Here is a 15,738-nt window from a genome sequence, read left to right as displayed (position 1 = left end):
CCTACGACACCATGCCGCCGTCGACCCGCAGCACCGTGCCGGTCACGTAGGAGGAACGGTCGCTCAGCAGCCACGCGGCTGCCTCCGCGACCTCCTCGGGTTCGGCCACGCGCCCCAGCGGGGTCTGGGCGTTGAGCCGTTCGAGGATGCCCGGCGAGCTCTCCACCCAGTCGCCGAACATCTCGGTCATCGTCGTGCCGGGGGCGACGGCGTTGATCCGGATCCCCTCCGGCCCGTAGGTGACGGCGGCCGACGCGGTGAGACTGTTGACGCCGCGTTTCATCGCGCCGTACGCGGGAAGTTCGGGGTTGGCCATCAGGCTGCCGACGCTGGTGTTGTTCACGATGGCCCCGGTTCCCGCGGTGGCCCGGATCGCGGCGATCTCGGCGACCATCGACAGCCACGGGCCTTTCAGGTTCACCTCGTAGATGTGGTCGAAGTCGGCCTCGGTCACGTGGTCCATCGGTCCGGGTGGGACGTTCGTCGCGCCGTTGTTGAAAGCGACGTCGAGCCGGCCGTGCAGGTCCACCGTGTGGTCGACGGCCGCGCGGATACTGGCCGCGTCGCCCAGGTCGCACACCACGTGGTCGGCGATCCCGCCCGACGCGCGGATCTCTTCGGCCACGGTCTTGAGCTGGGTCTCGGTACGTGCGGCGAGCACCACCCGGGCACCTTCCCTGGCGAACAGCCGCGCCGCGGCGGCACCGATCCCTCGCCCGGCGCCGGTGATGAAAGCGACCTTGCCGTCCAGCAGGCCCGAAACAGTCGTGGAGTTGGTCATGGCTCCGAGCGTCCACCGGCTCCGGGCGGCTATCCAGGCATCGGCGGTACCTGGATAGCGCGGGCCCATCACGCACACTGGGGAGGTGGACGGAGCAGAACTGGCGAGCTTCCTGCGCGGCAGGCGTGAGCGGATCACCCCCGCCGACATCGGCCTGCCCGCCGGGCCTCGCCGCCGCACACCAGGGCTGCGCCGTGAAGAGGTCGCTCAGCTGGCCTTCATCTCCACCGAGTACTACACGCGGCTGGAGCAGGCCCGCGGTCCACGGCCGTCGCGCGAGGTCCTGGCCGGACTGACCAGGGCGCTGAGGCTGTCGGACGCGGAACGCGATCATCTCCATCACCTCGCCGGAGCACCCCCGGGCCCTCCGCCCGGTCCTTCACGGGAGGTGCGGCCGAGCATTCTCGCGCTCTTGCACCGCCTCCCGCAGGCGGCGGCGATCGTGCTGTCCGCGACCTACGAGGTCATCGCGTGGAACGATCTGGCCGCGGCGCTGATGGAGGACTTCTCGGCGCTGTCACGGCGTGACCGCAACCTCGTCCGGCGGACCTTCCTGGGGCCACGCCCGGAAGAGCAGCGGCTGTACGGGGTGTCGGACGATGGCGAATTCGCCGCCGGCGCGGTCCGGAGCCTGCGGGCCACCGCCGGTCGCTACCCCGACGATCCCGAGGTGACCGGGCTGGTGCGGGAGCTTCTCGACGGCAGTGAGGAGTTCGCCCGGTTGTGGGCCGCGCACGAGGTGTGCGCCGAACCTGCCCTGTGCAAGACCTTCCAGCACCCGGTGGTCGGCCCGGTCAGCGTGAACTGCGACGTCCTCGGCATCACCGACCGGGATCAGCAGGTCGTGATCTACACCGCCGATCCCGGTACTCCCTCCGAGGAGGCGTTGCGGCTGCTATCGGTCATCGGGACGCAGCGGATGGACGTGCCGCTCTGAGCCGACCGGTGGGTTTGTAGGTTCCCTCGATACCAGCGAGGACACGTGGGGATCGATCCGCAGCGCGGTCGCCAGCGCGAACCGGCCCGCCGGGTCGTCGATCGTGCCGCCGAACAACGTCCGCAACTGCCGGATCCGGTACCGGACGGTCTGGACATGGACGTGTAGTTCGACGCCGATCGCCTGCGGCTGGTCCGGCCGCGCGAGCCACGCGGCCAGGGTCGCGGTGAGCCGCTGCCGGGACGGTTCGGGCAGGCCGGCGAGCGGCGCGAGGACGTCCTTGGCGAACTCGGCGGCGAGTTCCGGATCGGCGGTCAGGAGCAGGTCGATGTGGTGGTCGGTGGTGTGCACGATCGCGCCGGTGCCGAGTGCACCGGTGCGCGTCAGCCGCCACAACGCGCCCGCGCGGCGAGCACTGAGCGCGGCCGAACGCAGCGGTACCACCGGTCCCACGCCGGCCTGGTCGGGATCGAGGAGATCGCGTAGCCGGCCGAGATACCACTCGAGGCGGTCGGCGGGCATGACCACCGCGGTGAGGTCGTCGTGCCGGCCGACCAGTACCCGGCTCGGCATCCGGTCCAGCAGCCGGGGGACGACATCTTCGCTGGTGACGGCGATGGCGAGCCGTCCGGGCAGTGCCCACGCGGCCTGGCTCGCGGCGTCGTCGAGCACGTCACGGGCAGCCGCCGGTTCGGTGAGCAGGAGCCCGAGAAGCCGGTCCCGCCGTGCTTGCCCCGCTCGTGCGGCCTGCGAGCGCGCTTCGGCGTACCCGTCGGCGGCCGCGGCCGAGAGTTCGGCGATGAAGGCGAAGAGCCCTTCACCCAGTTCGACGACGGCCTGGGTCGGGAGATCGGCGGCGGGCGCGCACGAGGTGAGCTGACGCCAGACACCCAGCGCGGCCGACTGGTAGAAGCCGAGCATCTCCTCCAGGCTCCGGCCCGCCGTGTGCTGCGCCCGGCCCTGTGCCCGGTAGACCTGGCGGTCGGTGGTCGTGTCGGGATGGCCGAACTCGCCGAAGAAGGCGTTGAGCGCGAGGCCGACGGTGGCCTGGAGGTTCGTGACCGTCCGGTCGTCCAGCGGGGTCCGGAGCCCGGCGTGCACCTGCTCCATCGCGGCGGACGCGATCGCGGCGATATCCGGCTCCAGCCGGGCCAGCACCGAGGCGTCCAGCCGGCGCCACGGTTGTGCGGACGCCTTCGTCATAGAGGCAACCTACAAAACTCCGGACAAGAACGCGCGGCTCGAATCTAGTGATTCACCCACCGCCCGGCGGACGCTGTTCCCGGCATTCGACGACGCATGCAGGAGGCGGCAGTGACAGGTTCTCGCTGGGCAAGACTCGCTCGTATCGCCGCGGTGGCGGGCACCGCACTGACTCTCGTCGGCATCGGGACACCGGCGCTGGCCGCACCGGAACGCCAGGTGTACGTCGCCATGGGGGACTCGTTCTCGGCCGGTTCGGTCGTTCTCCCGCAGAGCGACCTGCTCACCTGCGCCCGGTCCGCGATCAACTACGCGGGCCTGCTGGCGAAGCAGATCAAGGTCGACGTCCTGCGTGACGTCACCTGCGGAGCCGCGACGACGAACCACTTCGTGAACCCGCAGCCGGGCATCATCTCCGGGACCAACCCGCCGCAGTACGACGCGTTGTCGGCCGACACGACACTGGTGACCGTGGGGATCGGCGGCAACGACATCGGGCTGGTCGGGCTCGCCACCTCCTGCGTCAACCTGCTGCCGGTGGGCACGTCGTGCAAGGCGACCAACACCGCGGGCGGCGTCGACAAGTACGCGACCAGGATCGACGCCTTCGCCCCGACGTACGGCACGGTCATCGCCAAGATCCGCGAACGTGCCCCGCAGGCCAAGATCCTGATGGTCGGCTACCCGACGGGGATCAAACCCGGCGGCTGCTGGCCGCTCGTCCCGGTGCTGCCGCAGGACGCGGACTACATCCAGGGCAACATCGACCGGCTCAACGCGCGGATGTCCGAACAGGCCGCCCGGCACGGCGCCACCTACGTCGACATCCGCATACCGAGCATCGGCCACGACGCGTGCCGGCCGATCGGCGTCAAATGGATCGAAGGCCTGATCCCGTCGGTGGTGAACAACAGTTTCGCGCCCCTGCACCCGAACGCCGCCGGGCTCGCGGCCGTGGTGCCGAGTATTCGCAAGGTGCTTTGAGCGAGGGTCTCTCTCCGGTGTCATGAAAGGGTCTTACGGGACAAATCTTGTCCCGTAAGACCCTTTCATGACATCCGCGATCCTTTAGGCGGTGGGCGCCCAGTACAGGAGCCGGTTCGGCGAACCGGAGCCCGGGTTGGTCACCTTGCCCGGGGTGGCCGCGTTGATCAGCGCGGTGGCCACCTGGGCGGGCGTGGCGGTCTTGTTGTTCTGCAGGAAGCGGGCCGCGACACCGACCACGTGCGGGGTCGCCATCGAGGTGCCGCTGATGGTGCTGGTCGCGGTGTCGCTGGTGCTCCACGACGAGGTGATGCTCGTGCCCGGCGCGAAGATGTCCACCAGGTTGCCGTAGTTGGAGAAGCTGGAGCGGGCGTCGGTGTTGGTGGTCGAGCCGACGGTGATCGCCTGGGTCACGCGGGCGGGGGAGAAGCCCGAGGCGTTCGCGTTGGAATTCCCGGCGGCCACGCCGTAGGTGACGCCCGCGGCGATCGACCGGCGGACGGCGTCGTCGAGGGTGGTGGAAACGCCGCCGCCGAGGCTCATGTTGGCCGCGGCCGGCTTGACGTGGTTGCGGGTGACCCAGTCGATGCCCGCGATGACACCGGCGGTGGTGCCGCTGCCGGAGTTGTTGAGCACGCGGACGCCGTAGACCGTGGCGCCCTTGGCGATGCCGTACTGCGAACCGGCGATCGTGCCCGCGACGTGGGTGCCGTGGCCGTTGCCGTCCTGGGCGACGGCGTCGTTGTCGACGAAGTCGTAGCCGTTGCGGGCGCGGCCGCCGAAGGTCTGGTGGCTGATGCGGACACCGGTGTCGATGACGTAGACGTTCACGCCGGCGCCGGTCGAGGTGTAGCTGTAGCGCTTGTCGAGCGGGAGGTTGCGCTGGTCGACCCGGTCCAGGCCCCAGGAGGGCGGGTTGACCTGTGTCGCGGTCGCGCGGACGACCTGGTTCTGCTCGACGGACTCGACCGATGCGTCGGCGGCGAGCCGCTTGGCCTGCTTCTCCGACAGTGACGCGGAGAATCCCTTGAGCGAGCCGTTGTAGACCTGCTCGACCTTCGCACCGAAGCGGTTTGCCAGCGCGCCCACGACGCCGGTGTCCTTCAGCGTGACGATGTAGCTGTTCGGGATCGCCTCAGGGGCGCCGGCGGCGAGGATCTGGCCCTCGGCGGCTTGTGCCGGGGCGGTGGTGACGCTGATCGCGACGGCGACCACGCTCGCCATTCCGGCGCCGGTCAGCCAACGCGACTGTCTCGTCTCTCGCATGCGTTTCGTCCTGTCGTTCGCAGGGGGACCGGCCGGTCAAGACCACCGCGGCGGGAAAACGGTCCAGCACGACCGCATGGGACGGCACCTGCCGAAGCCCACGAAGATCGAGGTTATTGAGCGTTTGACATGTCCGATATCGACTGAATGGGGCAGGACCAGACCTTCGTCTGGCGGCCATTGGCGGTGGGTGCCCTGCACGGAAAGTGCCCGGGAGTGCCTCCGTACCCTGTGAGCGGAACCCCTCTCGATCATCTGGAGCCCGAACCGCCGTGCCAGTCCCACTGAACCTGCTAGCCGACTGCGAGAACTGCTTCGGTTTGTGCTGTGTCGTACCGGCCTTCGCGGCGTCGTCCGATTTCGCGATCACCAAACCGGCCGGCCAGGCGTGCCCGAACCTGCGCGAAGACTCCCGGTGCGGCATTCACGACAAGCTCCGGAAGACGGGCTTCACCGGCTGCACGGTCTACGACTGCTTCGGCGCGGGCCAGAAGGTCTCCCAGGTCACCTTCGAGGGCGAGGACTGGCGGAAGACGCCGAAGACGGCCAGGTCGATGTTCGCGGTCTTCCCGGTGATGCGGGATCTGCACGAACTGCTCTACTACCTCACCGAGGCGGCCGCGCTGCCGACGTCCGCGCCGATCCGGGACGACCTGGCCGGGATGATCGACCGGACCGACGCCATGACCCGGGAAAAGCCCGACGTCATCCGGGAACTGGACGTCCACCCCCACCGCGGCGCGGTGAACGCGCTGCTGCTGCGCGCGAGCGAACTCGCCCGCGCCGCGGTGCCGGGCAAGAAGAAGGACCGGCGCGGCGCGGACCTCATCGGCGCGAAGCTCAAGGGCGCGAACCTGCGTGGCGCGCTGTTGCGCGGGGCCTACCTGATCGGTGCGGATCTCCGTGGGGCCGATCTTCGCCAGGCGGACGTCATCGGGGCCGACCTGCGTGACGCCGACGTCCGCGGTGCGGATCTGCGCGATGCCCTCTTCCTCATCCAGTCCCAGCTGGACGCGGCGAAGGGTGACGCGACGACGAAGCTCCCGGAGTCCTTGTCGCCTCCCTCGCACTGGTAACCCACTCCCGCAAGTAGTCCTCTAGTTGCGGTCCTTGCGTGTGCAACTACCGCAACTAGAGGACTACTTGCGGGCGTGGGGTGTCCAAAGTGCTCACAGGCTGAGCGGTTTGGCTGCGAGACTGGGCCCATGCGTGCCGATCGCCTGGTGGCCACCCTCCTGCTGATGCAGGCCCGTGGCCGCGTCACGGCTTCCGAGCTGGCCGACGAGCTCGAGATCTCGATTGCCACGGCCCGGCGCGACCTCGAGGCCCTGTCCGCGGCGGGAGTGCCGGTGTACCCGCAGCCGGGCCGCGGCGGCGGGTGGTCGCTCGTCGGCGGCGCCCGGACCGACCTCAGTGGTCTGTCGGCGATGGAGGCGCAGGCGTTGTTCCTGCTCGCGGGCCCGGCGGCGTCGGTCTCGCCGGAGGTCAAATCGGCGCTGCGGAAACTGGTCCGCGCGCTGCCGGACACCTTCCGCGCCGACGCGCAGGCCGCGGCGGACGCGGTCGTCATCGACCCGTCACGCTGGGGCGAGCGGGAGAAGGAACGTCCCGAGCTGCTCACCGTGCTGCAGGCCGGGATCGTCCGCCGTCGCAGAGTCCGCTTCGGCTACGCGAAGAAAGGCGCCGATCCGGTCGAGCGGGTCGTGGATCCGTGGGGGCTCGTGGACAAGGACGACATCTGGTACCTCATCGCCGGCACCGAAAAGGGCCAGCGAACGTTCCGAGTGGACCGCATGTCCGACGCGGAGGTGAGCGACCTGCCCGCCGGGCGGCCGGACGACTTCGAGCTGTCGCGGGCGTGGGAGCAGGTGGTCGACCAGGTGGAGCGGCGCCGGTCCGGGCTCGACGCGACGGTGCTCATCGCGGAGCGGCATCTGCCGATCCTGCAGGACCACTTCGGGCGGCAGTCCGAAGTGGAGGAGACGCTCGACGACGGCCGCGTCCGGGTGCGGGTGTCGGCGCCGGTGGCGTGGATGATCGCCCAGCAGCTGGCGGGCTGGGGCTCGATGATCGAGGTGCTGGGCCCGCCGTCGGTACAGGAAGAACTCGCGCGGATCGGCGCGGAACTGGTCGGCCGTTACGCGACACCGGTGCGGTAGCCCTGCGGGCTGACGCCGTGTTCGCGTTTGAACGCGGTGCTGAGCGCGAACGAACTGCCGTAGCCGACCTGGCGGGCGACCGCGCCGATCGTGACGTCCGGTTGCTGGCGCAGGAGATCCGCGGCGAGCGCGATCCGCCAGCCCGCGAGATAGGTCATCGGCGGTTCCCCCACCGCGGCGGTGAACCGCCGGGCGAACGCGGCCCGCGAGACTCCGGTGTCGGCCGCGAGATTCGCCACCGTCCACGGCTCGGAAGGCCTGTGCTGCAACAGTTTCAGCGCCCGCCCGACGACGGGGTCGCTATGTGCGCGGTACCAGGCGGGCGCGTCTGCGCCGGGCCGGTCGAACCAGATGCGCAGCGCGGAGACCAGCAGCAGGTCCAGTACCCGGTCCAGCACGGCCTCCTGCCCGGGGGAGTCCTTGACGATCTCGCCGGCGAGCAGCGGCACGAGCGGGTTGTCCCACTCCTCGTGCCGCACCACGATCAGGGACGGCAGCGCGGTGAGCAGCCGCCTGCTGATCTCCCCTTCCAAGGGATACGTGCCCGTCAGCAGCACGACGGGGCCGTCCGGATCGCTACCCCAGGTGCGGACGCCGAGATCGGACAGTTCGGTGAGGTGCTGACCGTCGGGGGTCAGGCATTCCTGTCCCGGCAGGATCATCGCCTGCGGCGGGGTGCCCGGGTCGTCCGCGACGAGATACGGGTCCGGGCCGCGGGCGATGGCGACGTCACCCGTACCGAGATGGACGGCGTCGCCCCCGTCGGGTACGACCCACGACTCGCCACGGACCTGCGCGATCACCGTCAGCGGCGCCTCGTCCTCGACACGCAGCGACCACGGCGGGGTCATCACCGACTTGAGCAGGAACGCGCCGCGGGCACGGGGGCCGTCGAGCAGTCCAGCGAGAGGATCCATGCCGCCAAGTGTAGACGATGAAACATGGAAGAGAGCCTTTCAACTATGTTCCGTCTCATTCGGAACCGCTTGACTAAGGGCATGACGAACACGAAGAACACCGAAACGGTCCTGGTCCTGGGTGCGACGGGCAAGACCGGGCGCCGGGTCGCGCAGCGGCTCACCGAGCAGGGCATCACGGTCCGGAACGCCTCGCGGCCCGGCTTCGACTGGGACGACCGGTCGACCTGGACGGCGGCGGTCACCGGCGTGAGCGCGGCCTACGTGACCTACTACCCCGACCTCGCCTTCCCCGGCGCGGCCGAGTCGATCCGCGACTTCTCGAAGCTGGCCGTGGAGCACGGCGTCCGCCGCCTGGTGCTGCTCTCCGGCCGCGGCGAAGAGGAAGCCGTTGTCAGCGAACAGGGTGTGCGCGACTCCGGTGCCGAGTGGACGGTCGTGCGGGCCTCCTGGTTCGCCCAGAACTTCAGCGAGCACTTCCTGCTCGAACCGGTGCTCGCCGGTGAGATCGTGCTGCCCGCCAGGCAGGTGACCGAACCGTTCATCGACGTTGAGGACATCGTCGAGGTCGTGGTGACGGCGCTGACCACCGACGGGCACAACGGCCACGTCTACGAGCTGACCGGACCCCGGTTGCTGAGTTTTGCGGACGCGGCCCAGGAAATCAGTAAGGCTGCCGGGCGGGATGTCCGGTACGTTCCGGTTTCCGCGGCGGAGTTCGCGGCGGGCGCGGCCGAACAGGGCGTGCCCGAGGAGGAGATCGAGGGCCTGACCGACCTGTTCACCCGAGTCCTCGACGGCCGGAACGAGTCGCTGACCGGAGACGTCGAGAAGGTGCTGGGCAGGCCCGCGAGGGACTTCTCCGTGTACGCCGCGAAAGCAGCGGCGACCGGGGTCTGGAATCGATGAAACAAGCGGGAATCGAAAGAAAGGCGACAGGCATGTCGACGCTGAGCGAGATCGTCCTGATCGCGGCCGTCATCGCGGCCGGGTTGATCGCGGGACTGTTCTACGCCTACACCTGCTCGGTCATGCCGGGACTGGCGCGGGCCGACGCCCGCACGTACGTGACCGGGATGCGGGAGATCAACATCGCGATCCTCAACGGCTGGTTCGCGTTGAGCTTCGGTGGCGCGCCCCTGCTCGCCGCGGTGGCGGCGGCACTGCACTTCCGTGCGGATCTGCGGTCCGCGCTGCCGTGGATCATCGCGGGGTTCGTGCTGCTGCTGGTGATGCTGATCGTGACCATGGCGATCAACGTGCCTTTGAACAACGCCCTCGAGGCCGGGTTCAACGGCGACAACACCGACTTCGAGGCGCTGCGGGCGAAGTTCGAGGGTGTCTGGGAGCGGTGGAACCTGGTGCGGACGCTGGCCGCGATCGGCGGGTTCGGGGCGCTGGTGGGCGGGCTGATCGTGCACGCCCGCGCCTGATCCGCCGACGTGGAAACCCTGCGACAGACGGCGTATCCGGCGAATACCGTCCGTCGCATGCACGCAGACTCCACCTCCCTCACGTGGCGGCCGCTCACCGGCGAGGACGCCAAGGCCTCGGCCGATCTCCTCAACGCCATCGAGACCGTTGACGAGATCGGCGAGAACTACACCGAGGAAGACACGCTCCAGGAGCTGATCGACCCGTACGCGGACCTGGAGCGGGCGAGCCTCGCCGCCTTCGACGGCGACGTGATGGTCGGCTACATGAAGATCCGCCACAAGCCGTCCGCGGAAGAGATCCACCGGGTCTTCCTGGACGGCGGGGTCCACCCCGCTCATCGCCGCCGGGGTATCGGCACCGCGCTCGTGGAAGCCGGAGTGGCGGCGGCGAAGGTGATGCACGCGAAGCATCATCCGGCGCAGAGGCTCGTGGTCGACGTCCACAAGAGCGAGCGCATCGCCGGACTGGCCGAGCTGGTCCGCTCCCAGGGTTTCGAGCCGGTCCGCTACTTCCAGCGCATGGAGCACCCGCTCGGCGACGCCGTCCCCGGCACGGCGATCCCCGACGGGCTGCGAGTCGAGCCTTGGTCGGAGCGGAACGACGAGGACTTCCGGTCGGTCCGGAACTCCTCGTTCGAGGACTACTGGGGTTCGGTCCAGATGCCCGCGGACCTCTGGAAGAACAAGATCACCAACCAGACGTTCAAGCCCGAGAGCAGCTTCCTGCTCCGGGAGGAGGCGGGCGGGGCCCCGGTGGGAATGCTGGTGACCCTGTCCTGGGAGGCCGATACGGAGGCCACCGGCGTCCGTGACGCGCACTTCATGGCCATCGGAACGCTCCAGGACCACCGGGAGCGGGGCATCGCGGGCGCGCTGATCGGGCACGCGCTGCGGGCCGCCGCCGGCCAGGGCTACGGCCGTGCCAGCTTGAGCGTCGACTCGGCGAGCCCCTCCGGAGCGTCAGGAGTCTTCGAGAAGGCCGGCTTCACACCGAAGATGCGGTACGTCCGCTGGGCACTCGAGGTCGGTGCTCAGCGGGCGAGTCGTTCCAGCAGCGGCACGATCTGACCCGGCGGCGGGTAGGCGGCGACCTCGTTCCGCAGCCGGACCGCCGCCGCCCGGTAGGACGGTTCGCGCAGCACCTCGGCGACAGCGTCGCGGACGTCGTCCGGGGTGGCCTCGATGACGTCGAGCACCGTGCCGAGCCCGAGTTCGGTGACGCGGTCGCCGTTGTGCGGCTGGTCGGCGCCCATCGGCAGCAGGACCATCGGCAACCCGTGTTCGATCGCGCCGAGCAGGCTTCCCGACCCGCCGTGGGTGATCGCCGCGTCGCAATACGGGAGGACGCCGTCCTGCGGCAGGTACCGGGCGAGGTGGACGTGCTCCGGTTGCGGCCCGAACTCCGCGGGATCGAGGAGACGGCCGACGGTCACCACACAGGTCGCGTCGACCTCCCGCAACCCGGCCAGGACCCGCGCGAACAGATCACCGGATTCGGTGTTGAAGATCGTGCCGAGGGTGAAGTAGACGGCCGGGCGTCCCTCGACGTGCCAGTCCGGCACCGGGCCGCGGCCGGGAACGGGCGGATGGAACGAATGCGCTGTCGGTGGCAGCGGGAACCGCGGATCCCGGAAGCTCTCGGGGAACGGGGAGAGCACGAGATGGCGGTGGGCCATCTCCAGGTTCCGTTGCGGTGGAAGGCCGTATGCCGCGCGGACCTCGTTGAGCGCGCCGTCGACCAGGTCCGCGCGGATCAGGGAACCGGAGGCGATGACCAGGACGGTCGCCTGCGGAAGCCCGAGCGTTTCGGCGACGATCATCGCTCCGTGGTCGGCTTCGTCGCACACGAGCAGATCCGGTGCCCAGTCCCCGCACAGCGCCAGGACGTCTTCCGCGCGCCGGGGCGCTGTGCGCCGGACGAAACCGTCGCGCAGGTCGGCGTCCTCGCGGTCCCGGTCGACGGCGAGCAGGGGACGGCGTTCGCCTTCGCTGCCGAGGTTGGGGCCCGAGGGAAAGGCGGTGAATCCGGCGGCCTCGACGACCGGGACCATCAGCGGCTCGCCGGTGAACGCGATCGTGTGACCCGCTTCGTTCAGCGCGCGGGCGATCGGGACGAGGGGACGGAAGTGGCCGTTGCCGCCGGCGAAGGTGAAGAGAACACGCACATCCTCGACCCTACCGGCGGGACCGGCGGTTCTCCCGGCGTTGCCTCGCTTCCGGGCGCCGGAGGCAGCGCTACCCTGCTCTCGTGATCGATACGGACGCCGACGAAGTCCGGCTGTGCGCGCTGGAAGGCTGCGAGAATCCCCTGCCCCCGCCCGCGGTGGACGCCGAGGGCAAACGCAAGGGCGGGCGGCCTTCGGCCTACTGCGGTAAGACGCACGCCGACGCGGCATCGCGGGCGCGCCGGGCCGCCGCGGTGGCGAGCGTGGCCGACCCGCTGCTCGAAGTCCGCCGGATCGCCGACGAGTTCACCCCGACGGCGGCGTCGCTCGTCGAACTGCTCGACGCGATGCGCGCGCGGTTCGACGCCGCCGCCGAGGCGGCACTCGGCCGGGTCACCGAAGCCGAGACCGAAGCGGCGACGGCGCGGCATGAGACCGAGGACGCGCAGCAGGCCGCGGCGAAGGCCGACACCGCCCGCGCGACCGCCCTGGCGGCCTCCCGGGACGACAAGATGGCCAAGGCCAAAGCGGAACGCACCGCCGAACAGGCCTTGAAAGACGCCGAGGAGACCCGCCAGCGTTCATGGGCCGAGGTCGCCGCGCACGAACGGGCTCGTGGTGCCGCCGAGTCGGCGACCGTCGCGGCGGAACGGGCCCGCGATTCCCTGGTCGCCGACCTCCGGACAGCGCGCGAGGAATTCTCGGCCGTGCGAGCGGAAAGGGCGCGGCTGACCGCCGACCTGGGCGAGCGCGACACGGCGCTGGCGCGCGCGGTGGCCGAGCTCGAAGCGCTGCTGGACCGGCTCGACGAAGCCAAGGCACGGCTGACCGTGTCCGAAAAGGACTGTGCCGGGGCGCGTCAGGAGTCCGCCGGCCTGCGGGGCGATCTGGACCGCGTCCGGGCGGACCTGGCGCAGGAGCACACCGCCCGCAGCCTCGCCGAAGCCCGCGCGACGGCGCTCGGTGAAGAGCTCGAACGCGCGCGGGCCCGGGCGGCCGCCGATCAAGCGCGGTACGACGACGTCGTCCGGCAGCTGGCCGAACTCGCCCGCCCTCCGGCCGTCGAGGAAGCGCCCGCCCTCTCACCCGAATCGGCTGTGAACCCTCCCGAAGTCCACTAGTGTCCCGCTGACCTAGTCGGGTTGGAGGTCGCGGGCTGTGAGCGGGTACGAGGTCGAGATCGGTCAGCTGCGCAACGCGGCCAAGGCGGCGGGATCGGCGGCGGACCAGGCCAGGGCCGTGGAACCGGGTACCGGCTTGGACGCGATAGCGACGGCATTGCCTGGTGGGGATGCGGCGAAGAGCGCGCCCACCCTGGCGTCGGCGTTCAATGACCGCGCGAAGGGGTGGGCCGGCGAGATCCACCAGTGGAGCGAATCGATCACGTCGGCCGCGAAGGCGTACTCCGAAAATGAGGACTCCGCGGAGGAGGCTTTCGGGGGATGACGGCAGGCTACGACGATGTCCGCAAATGGAACGCCGAGGCGCTCCACGCGTCGGCCACCAACCTGGGCGGGCGGCGGGACAAACTCATCGGGCTTCAGGACGAGCTCGACGACGCCAGGAAATTGCCCGATTGGCACGGCCCCGCGGGCGAGCGCGCCCGCGGTTCGCTGGGAGACACCCGGAACAAGGCCGAGATCCTGATCGCGCAGCAGTCCGCCGTCGAACGCGCCCTGCAGAACGCGTCGGACGACGTGTCCGCCCTGAAGACCCGGGTCGCCAACAACGACTCCCTCGCCGACACCTACCAGTTCCGCATCGCCGCCGACGGCGCGATCGTGGACAACAAGCCCGCCGACCCGCCGCCGAAGTCACGGTTCGAAGCCGAAGACCGCGCCGAGGCCCGACGACACCGCGAAACCATCAAGAAGCAGCTGGAGCAGGAAACCAAGGCGATCCTCACCACGGCGAACAACATCGACACCGCCCTCGCCCGGGTGATGCGGCTCGCGCAGGACGGCGAGATCAGCGACCACGGAGCGACCACCCTGGCAGGCGCCAGGAAGGGCGGGGAGATCGACGCCCAGGTGATCGAGATGGAGCAGTCGCTGCGCGACGCCGGGCTGCTGACCGGGCCGCCCGCGTCCGGCCACTACCGGCAATGGCTCGAGAACGCCGTGCGCCGGGGCGTGCCGATCGACACGATCAAGAAGATCGCCGCCGACCACGACATCACACCTGAGGACTTCAAGGTCCTCGACGGAATGGAAGAGATCCGCGAGGACGAGGACGGCGACGGGACCTTCAAGTCGTACTTCCTGATGCCGACCGACGTCAGCGGGGACGACGCCGCCAAGGCGGTGCGGATGACCTACCTCATGAACACGGGCACCCCCTGCGAGGGCGTCACCGGCCTGAGAGTGGTCTTCGACTCCGGCACCCAGGAGAGCACGGAGCAGGTGTGGACCGCGCCGCAGCCGGGAGTGCCGGTGGAACACATGGACCTGCTGAAAACCGGCGGGGGAACCTCCCCGGACACCGGTGGACCCCTCCAGGTCCAGAAACCGCTGCCCACGGACTACGACTGGACCAAGGCGGGCTCGATCACCTTCTCCGTCGACGGCCCGAAGTCCTACGGCGCCAAGGCCGACGTCGCCCAGGTGCTGGCCGAGTCGGCCCGGCACCCGTCCGGGAGCTACCTGTTCGGCAGGCTCGGCTGGATGGACGCCTCGGCCGTCGGACGCGAGAACCAGAAGTCGTTCCTGACCGTCTGCACTTCAAGCTCGAACTGATGGCAGCCCTGAGTGACGGCAGCCCCTGAGTGACGGAGCCGAACATGGACACGCCGGATGGCACCACCCGCACGAGCGCCCTGCGGACAGCGCTCCGGCGCCTCGTGCTCGGCGCGTTCGCCTGCACCGCGGCGGTGATCGTGCTGCTCGTCGGCACGGCGGTGCTCAGCGCCACCGGATTGTCGTCGGATCCGCACGGCTATGGAATGTTCGCGGGAATCCTGTTCGCGGCGGTCCTGACACCGATCGCGCTGGCGCTGTGGCTGCTGTACCGATCACTGCGACGACGCGGACACTGAGACCGGCGCTCACGACGGCAGTTCGGACTCCGAGGTGCTCGCCTCGCCGATGACCAGCTGCTCGACCCCGTCCAGGAGCCGCGCCAGCCCGAACCGGAACGTGGACAGCGGCGCGCTCGCCGCGCCGTGCGCCTCACCTGCGGCCTGACCGATCCGTGCCGCCAGGGGGAAGAGTCCCGCGTCGGCCTCGGGGATTTCGGCGAGCACCGGCGCGCTGGCGGTCCACCACTCCAGGTCCGTCATCCCGGATCGGCGGACCAGGCCGGCGGATTCGACTGAACCGCGTGCGATGCCCTGGACGAAGCCGTTGACCATGGCGACGACGGCGTCCATTTCGAGGTCGGTCAGCCCGATCGCGTCGACGGCGCTCAGTTCGCGTTCGTGTTTGGCGAAGGAGTGCGGGCCGAGGGGAATGCGGCCGGTGATGAGCTGGAGCATCCACGGATGACGGTGGTACATCTCCCAGGCGTCCGCGGCGAGGAGCGTCATCGTGGCCCGCCAGTCGTGGCTCGGCGGGGGATCGGTGAGCTCGCCGTGGACCCGGTCCATCATCAGGTCGAGCAGTTCGGAGCGGCTGGGGATGTAGGTGTAGATGGACATGGGGGAGACGCCGAGCCGTTCCGCGGCCCGGCGGACCGACAGGGCGGCGATGCCTTCGGAGTCGGCGAGTTCGATCGCGGCGGTGACGATCTGGTCCACGGTGAGCTTCGGTTTGGGGCCGCGGCGAGGTTTGTCCCGCACGCCCCAGAGCAGCTCGATGGTCCGCCTCGGATCGCCCGCTCCGGTGTAGTCCGTCTCACTCATCCCGGTTCTCTCTACGGTGTACAGAGTTGTGTTATCCTGAACTGTACACCGT

General features: G+C 69.9%; 17 protein-coding genes. 11 read left to right on the top strand and 6 right to left on the bottom strand.

From position 1 onward, the window contains the following. Position 1 precedes the first annotated feature (1 nt). Complete coding sequence (locus ACLJRL_RS19450; protein WP_410657627.1) at positions 2-781, bottom strand: SDR family NAD(P)-dependent oxidoreductase; 780 nt, start codon at positions 779-781, stop codon at positions 2-4. A gap of 85 nt (positions 782-866) precedes the next feature. Here ACLJRL_RS19450 and ACLJRL_RS19445 point away from each other — a divergent pair, with 85 nt between their 5' ends. Continuing rightward, positions 867-1,718 carry a helix-turn-helix transcriptional regulator gene (locus ACLJRL_RS19445; RefSeq protein ID WP_410657626.1) on the top strand — a complete coding sequence of 284 codons (852 nt, stop codon included), beginning with the start codon at positions 867-869 and terminating at the stop codon, positions 1,716-1,718. Here the strand turns inward: ACLJRL_RS19445 and ACLJRL_RS19440 are convergent. Continuing rightward, on the bottom strand, positions 1,677-2,921 hold the full coding sequence (locus ACLJRL_RS19440; RefSeq protein ID WP_410657625.1) for a PucR family transcriptional regulator: 1,245 nt from the start codon (positions 2,919-2,921) through the stop codon (positions 1,677-1,679). The genes ACLJRL_RS19445 and ACLJRL_RS19440 overlap by 42 nt on opposite strands. A gap of 111 nt (positions 2,922-3,032) precedes the next feature. Here ACLJRL_RS19440 and ACLJRL_RS19435 point away from each other — a divergent pair, with 111 nt between their 5' ends. After that, on the top strand, positions 3,033-3,905 hold the full coding sequence (locus ACLJRL_RS19435) for an SGNH/GDSL hydrolase family protein (RefSeq protein ID WP_410657624.1): 873 nt from the start codon (positions 3,033-3,035) through the stop codon (positions 3,903-3,905). 84 nt (positions 3,906-3,989) lie between these two features. Here ACLJRL_RS19435 and ACLJRL_RS19430 read toward each other — a convergent pair whose 3' ends face one another. Next, positions 3,990-5,171 (bottom strand): S8 family peptidase, encoded by a 1,182-nt coding sequence (locus ACLJRL_RS19430; RefSeq protein WP_410657623.1) that lies wholly within the window; start codon positions 5,169-5,171, stop codon positions 3,990-3,992. Positions 5,172-5,443: 272 nt separating this feature from the next. Here ACLJRL_RS19430 and ACLJRL_RS19425 point away from each other — a divergent pair, with 272 nt between their 5' ends. Together ACLJRL_RS19425 and ACLJRL_RS19420 are read left to right on the top strand one after the other, a co-directional pair. Further along, on the top strand, positions 5,444-6,247 hold the full coding sequence (locus ACLJRL_RS19425) for a pentapeptide repeat-containing protein (RefSeq protein ID WP_410657622.1): 804 nt from the start codon (positions 5,444-5,446) through the stop codon (positions 6,245-6,247). A 129-nt stretch (positions 6,248-6,376) separates the two neighbouring features. Beyond that, positions 6,377-7,330 (top strand): helix-turn-helix transcriptional regulator, encoded by a 954-nt coding sequence (locus ACLJRL_RS19420; protein WP_410657621.1) that lies wholly within the window; start codon positions 6,377-6,379, stop codon positions 7,328-7,330. On the opposite strand, the gene ACLJRL_RS19415 is transcribed toward ACLJRL_RS19420, so the two are convergent. Next, positions 7,309-8,247, bottom strand: a complete 939-nt coding sequence (locus ACLJRL_RS19415; protein ID WP_410657620.1) for an AraC family transcriptional regulator — start codon at positions 8,245-8,247, stop codon at positions 7,309-7,311. The two genes, ACLJRL_RS19420 and ACLJRL_RS19415, sit on opposite strands and share 22 nt — an antisense overlap. Before the next feature lie 81 nt (positions 8,248-8,328). Between ACLJRL_RS19415 and ACLJRL_RS19410 the strand changes: the two genes are divergently transcribed. The 3 genes from ACLJRL_RS19410 to ACLJRL_RS19400 are packed head-to-tail and all read left to right on the top strand — an operon-like array spanning position 8,329 to position 10,751. Further along, entirely contained in the window at positions 8,329-9,156 is an 828-nt protein-coding gene (locus ACLJRL_RS19410) for an NmrA family transcriptional regulator (protein ID WP_410657619.1), read from the top strand. A gap of 32 nt (positions 9,157-9,188) precedes the next feature. After that, positions 9,189-9,680 carry a DUF1772 domain-containing protein gene (locus ACLJRL_RS19405; RefSeq protein WP_410657618.1) on the top strand — a complete coding sequence of 164 codons (492 nt, stop codon included), beginning with the start codon at positions 9,189-9,191 and terminating at the stop codon, positions 9,678-9,680. A gap of 57 nt (positions 9,681-9,737) precedes the next feature. Continuing rightward, on the top strand, positions 9,738-10,751 hold the full coding sequence (locus ACLJRL_RS19400; protein WP_410657617.1) for a GNAT family N-acetyltransferase: 1,014 nt from the start codon (positions 9,738-9,740) through the stop codon (positions 10,749-10,751). Here ACLJRL_RS19400 and ACLJRL_RS19395 read toward each other — a convergent pair. Beyond that, positions 10,715-11,848 (bottom strand): glycosyltransferase, encoded by a 1,134-nt coding sequence (locus tag ACLJRL_RS19395; RefSeq protein ID WP_410657616.1) that lies wholly within the window; start codon positions 11,846-11,848, stop codon positions 10,715-10,717. The two genes, ACLJRL_RS19400 and ACLJRL_RS19395, sit on opposite strands and share 37 nt — an antisense overlap. An 83-nt stretch (positions 11,849-11,931) precedes the next feature. Between ACLJRL_RS19395 and ACLJRL_RS19390 the strand changes: the two genes are divergently transcribed. From ACLJRL_RS19390 to ACLJRL_RS19375, 4 genes are read left to right on the top strand one after another with little or no spacing between them, the layout of a single operon-like run. Continuing rightward, a complete protein-coding gene (locus tag ACLJRL_RS19390) occupies positions 11,932-12,969 on the top strand; it encodes a hypothetical protein (protein ID WP_410657615.1) in 1,038 nt (345 codons plus the stop codon). Between the two features lie 37 nt (positions 12,970-13,006). Next, on the top strand, positions 13,007-13,294 hold the full coding sequence (locus tag ACLJRL_RS19385; protein ID WP_410657614.1) for a hypothetical protein: 288 nt from the start codon (positions 13,007-13,009) through the stop codon (positions 13,292-13,294). Next, on the top strand, positions 13,291-14,583 hold the full coding sequence (locus ACLJRL_RS19380; RefSeq protein WP_410657613.1) for a hypothetical protein: 1,293 nt from the start codon (positions 13,291-13,293) through the stop codon (positions 14,581-14,583). The genes ACLJRL_RS19385 and ACLJRL_RS19380 overlap by 4 nt, the downstream gene beginning before the upstream one ends. Before the next feature lie 44 nt (positions 14,584-14,627). Beyond that, positions 14,628-14,882 carry a hypothetical protein gene (locus ACLJRL_RS19375; RefSeq protein ID WP_410657612.1) on the top strand — a complete coding sequence of 85 codons (255 nt, stop codon included), beginning with the start codon at positions 14,628-14,630 and terminating at the stop codon, positions 14,880-14,882. Positions 14,883-14,891: 9 nt separating this feature from the next. Here the strand turns inward: ACLJRL_RS19375 and ACLJRL_RS19370 are convergent, their stop codons facing one another. After that, entirely contained in the window at positions 14,892-15,686 is a 795-nt protein-coding gene (locus tag ACLJRL_RS19370) for a TetR/AcrR family transcriptional regulator (protein WP_410657611.1), read from the bottom strand. Positions 15,687-15,738 lie beyond the last annotated feature (52 nt).

Origin of the sequence: Amycolatopsis sp. lyj-112, assembly GCF_046549055.1 — a bacterium.
GTDB lineage: Bacteria > Actinomycetota > Actinomycetes > Mycobacteriales > Pseudonocardiaceae > Amycolatopsis.
This window is presented reverse-complemented; position numbering and strand designations above follow the sequence as displayed.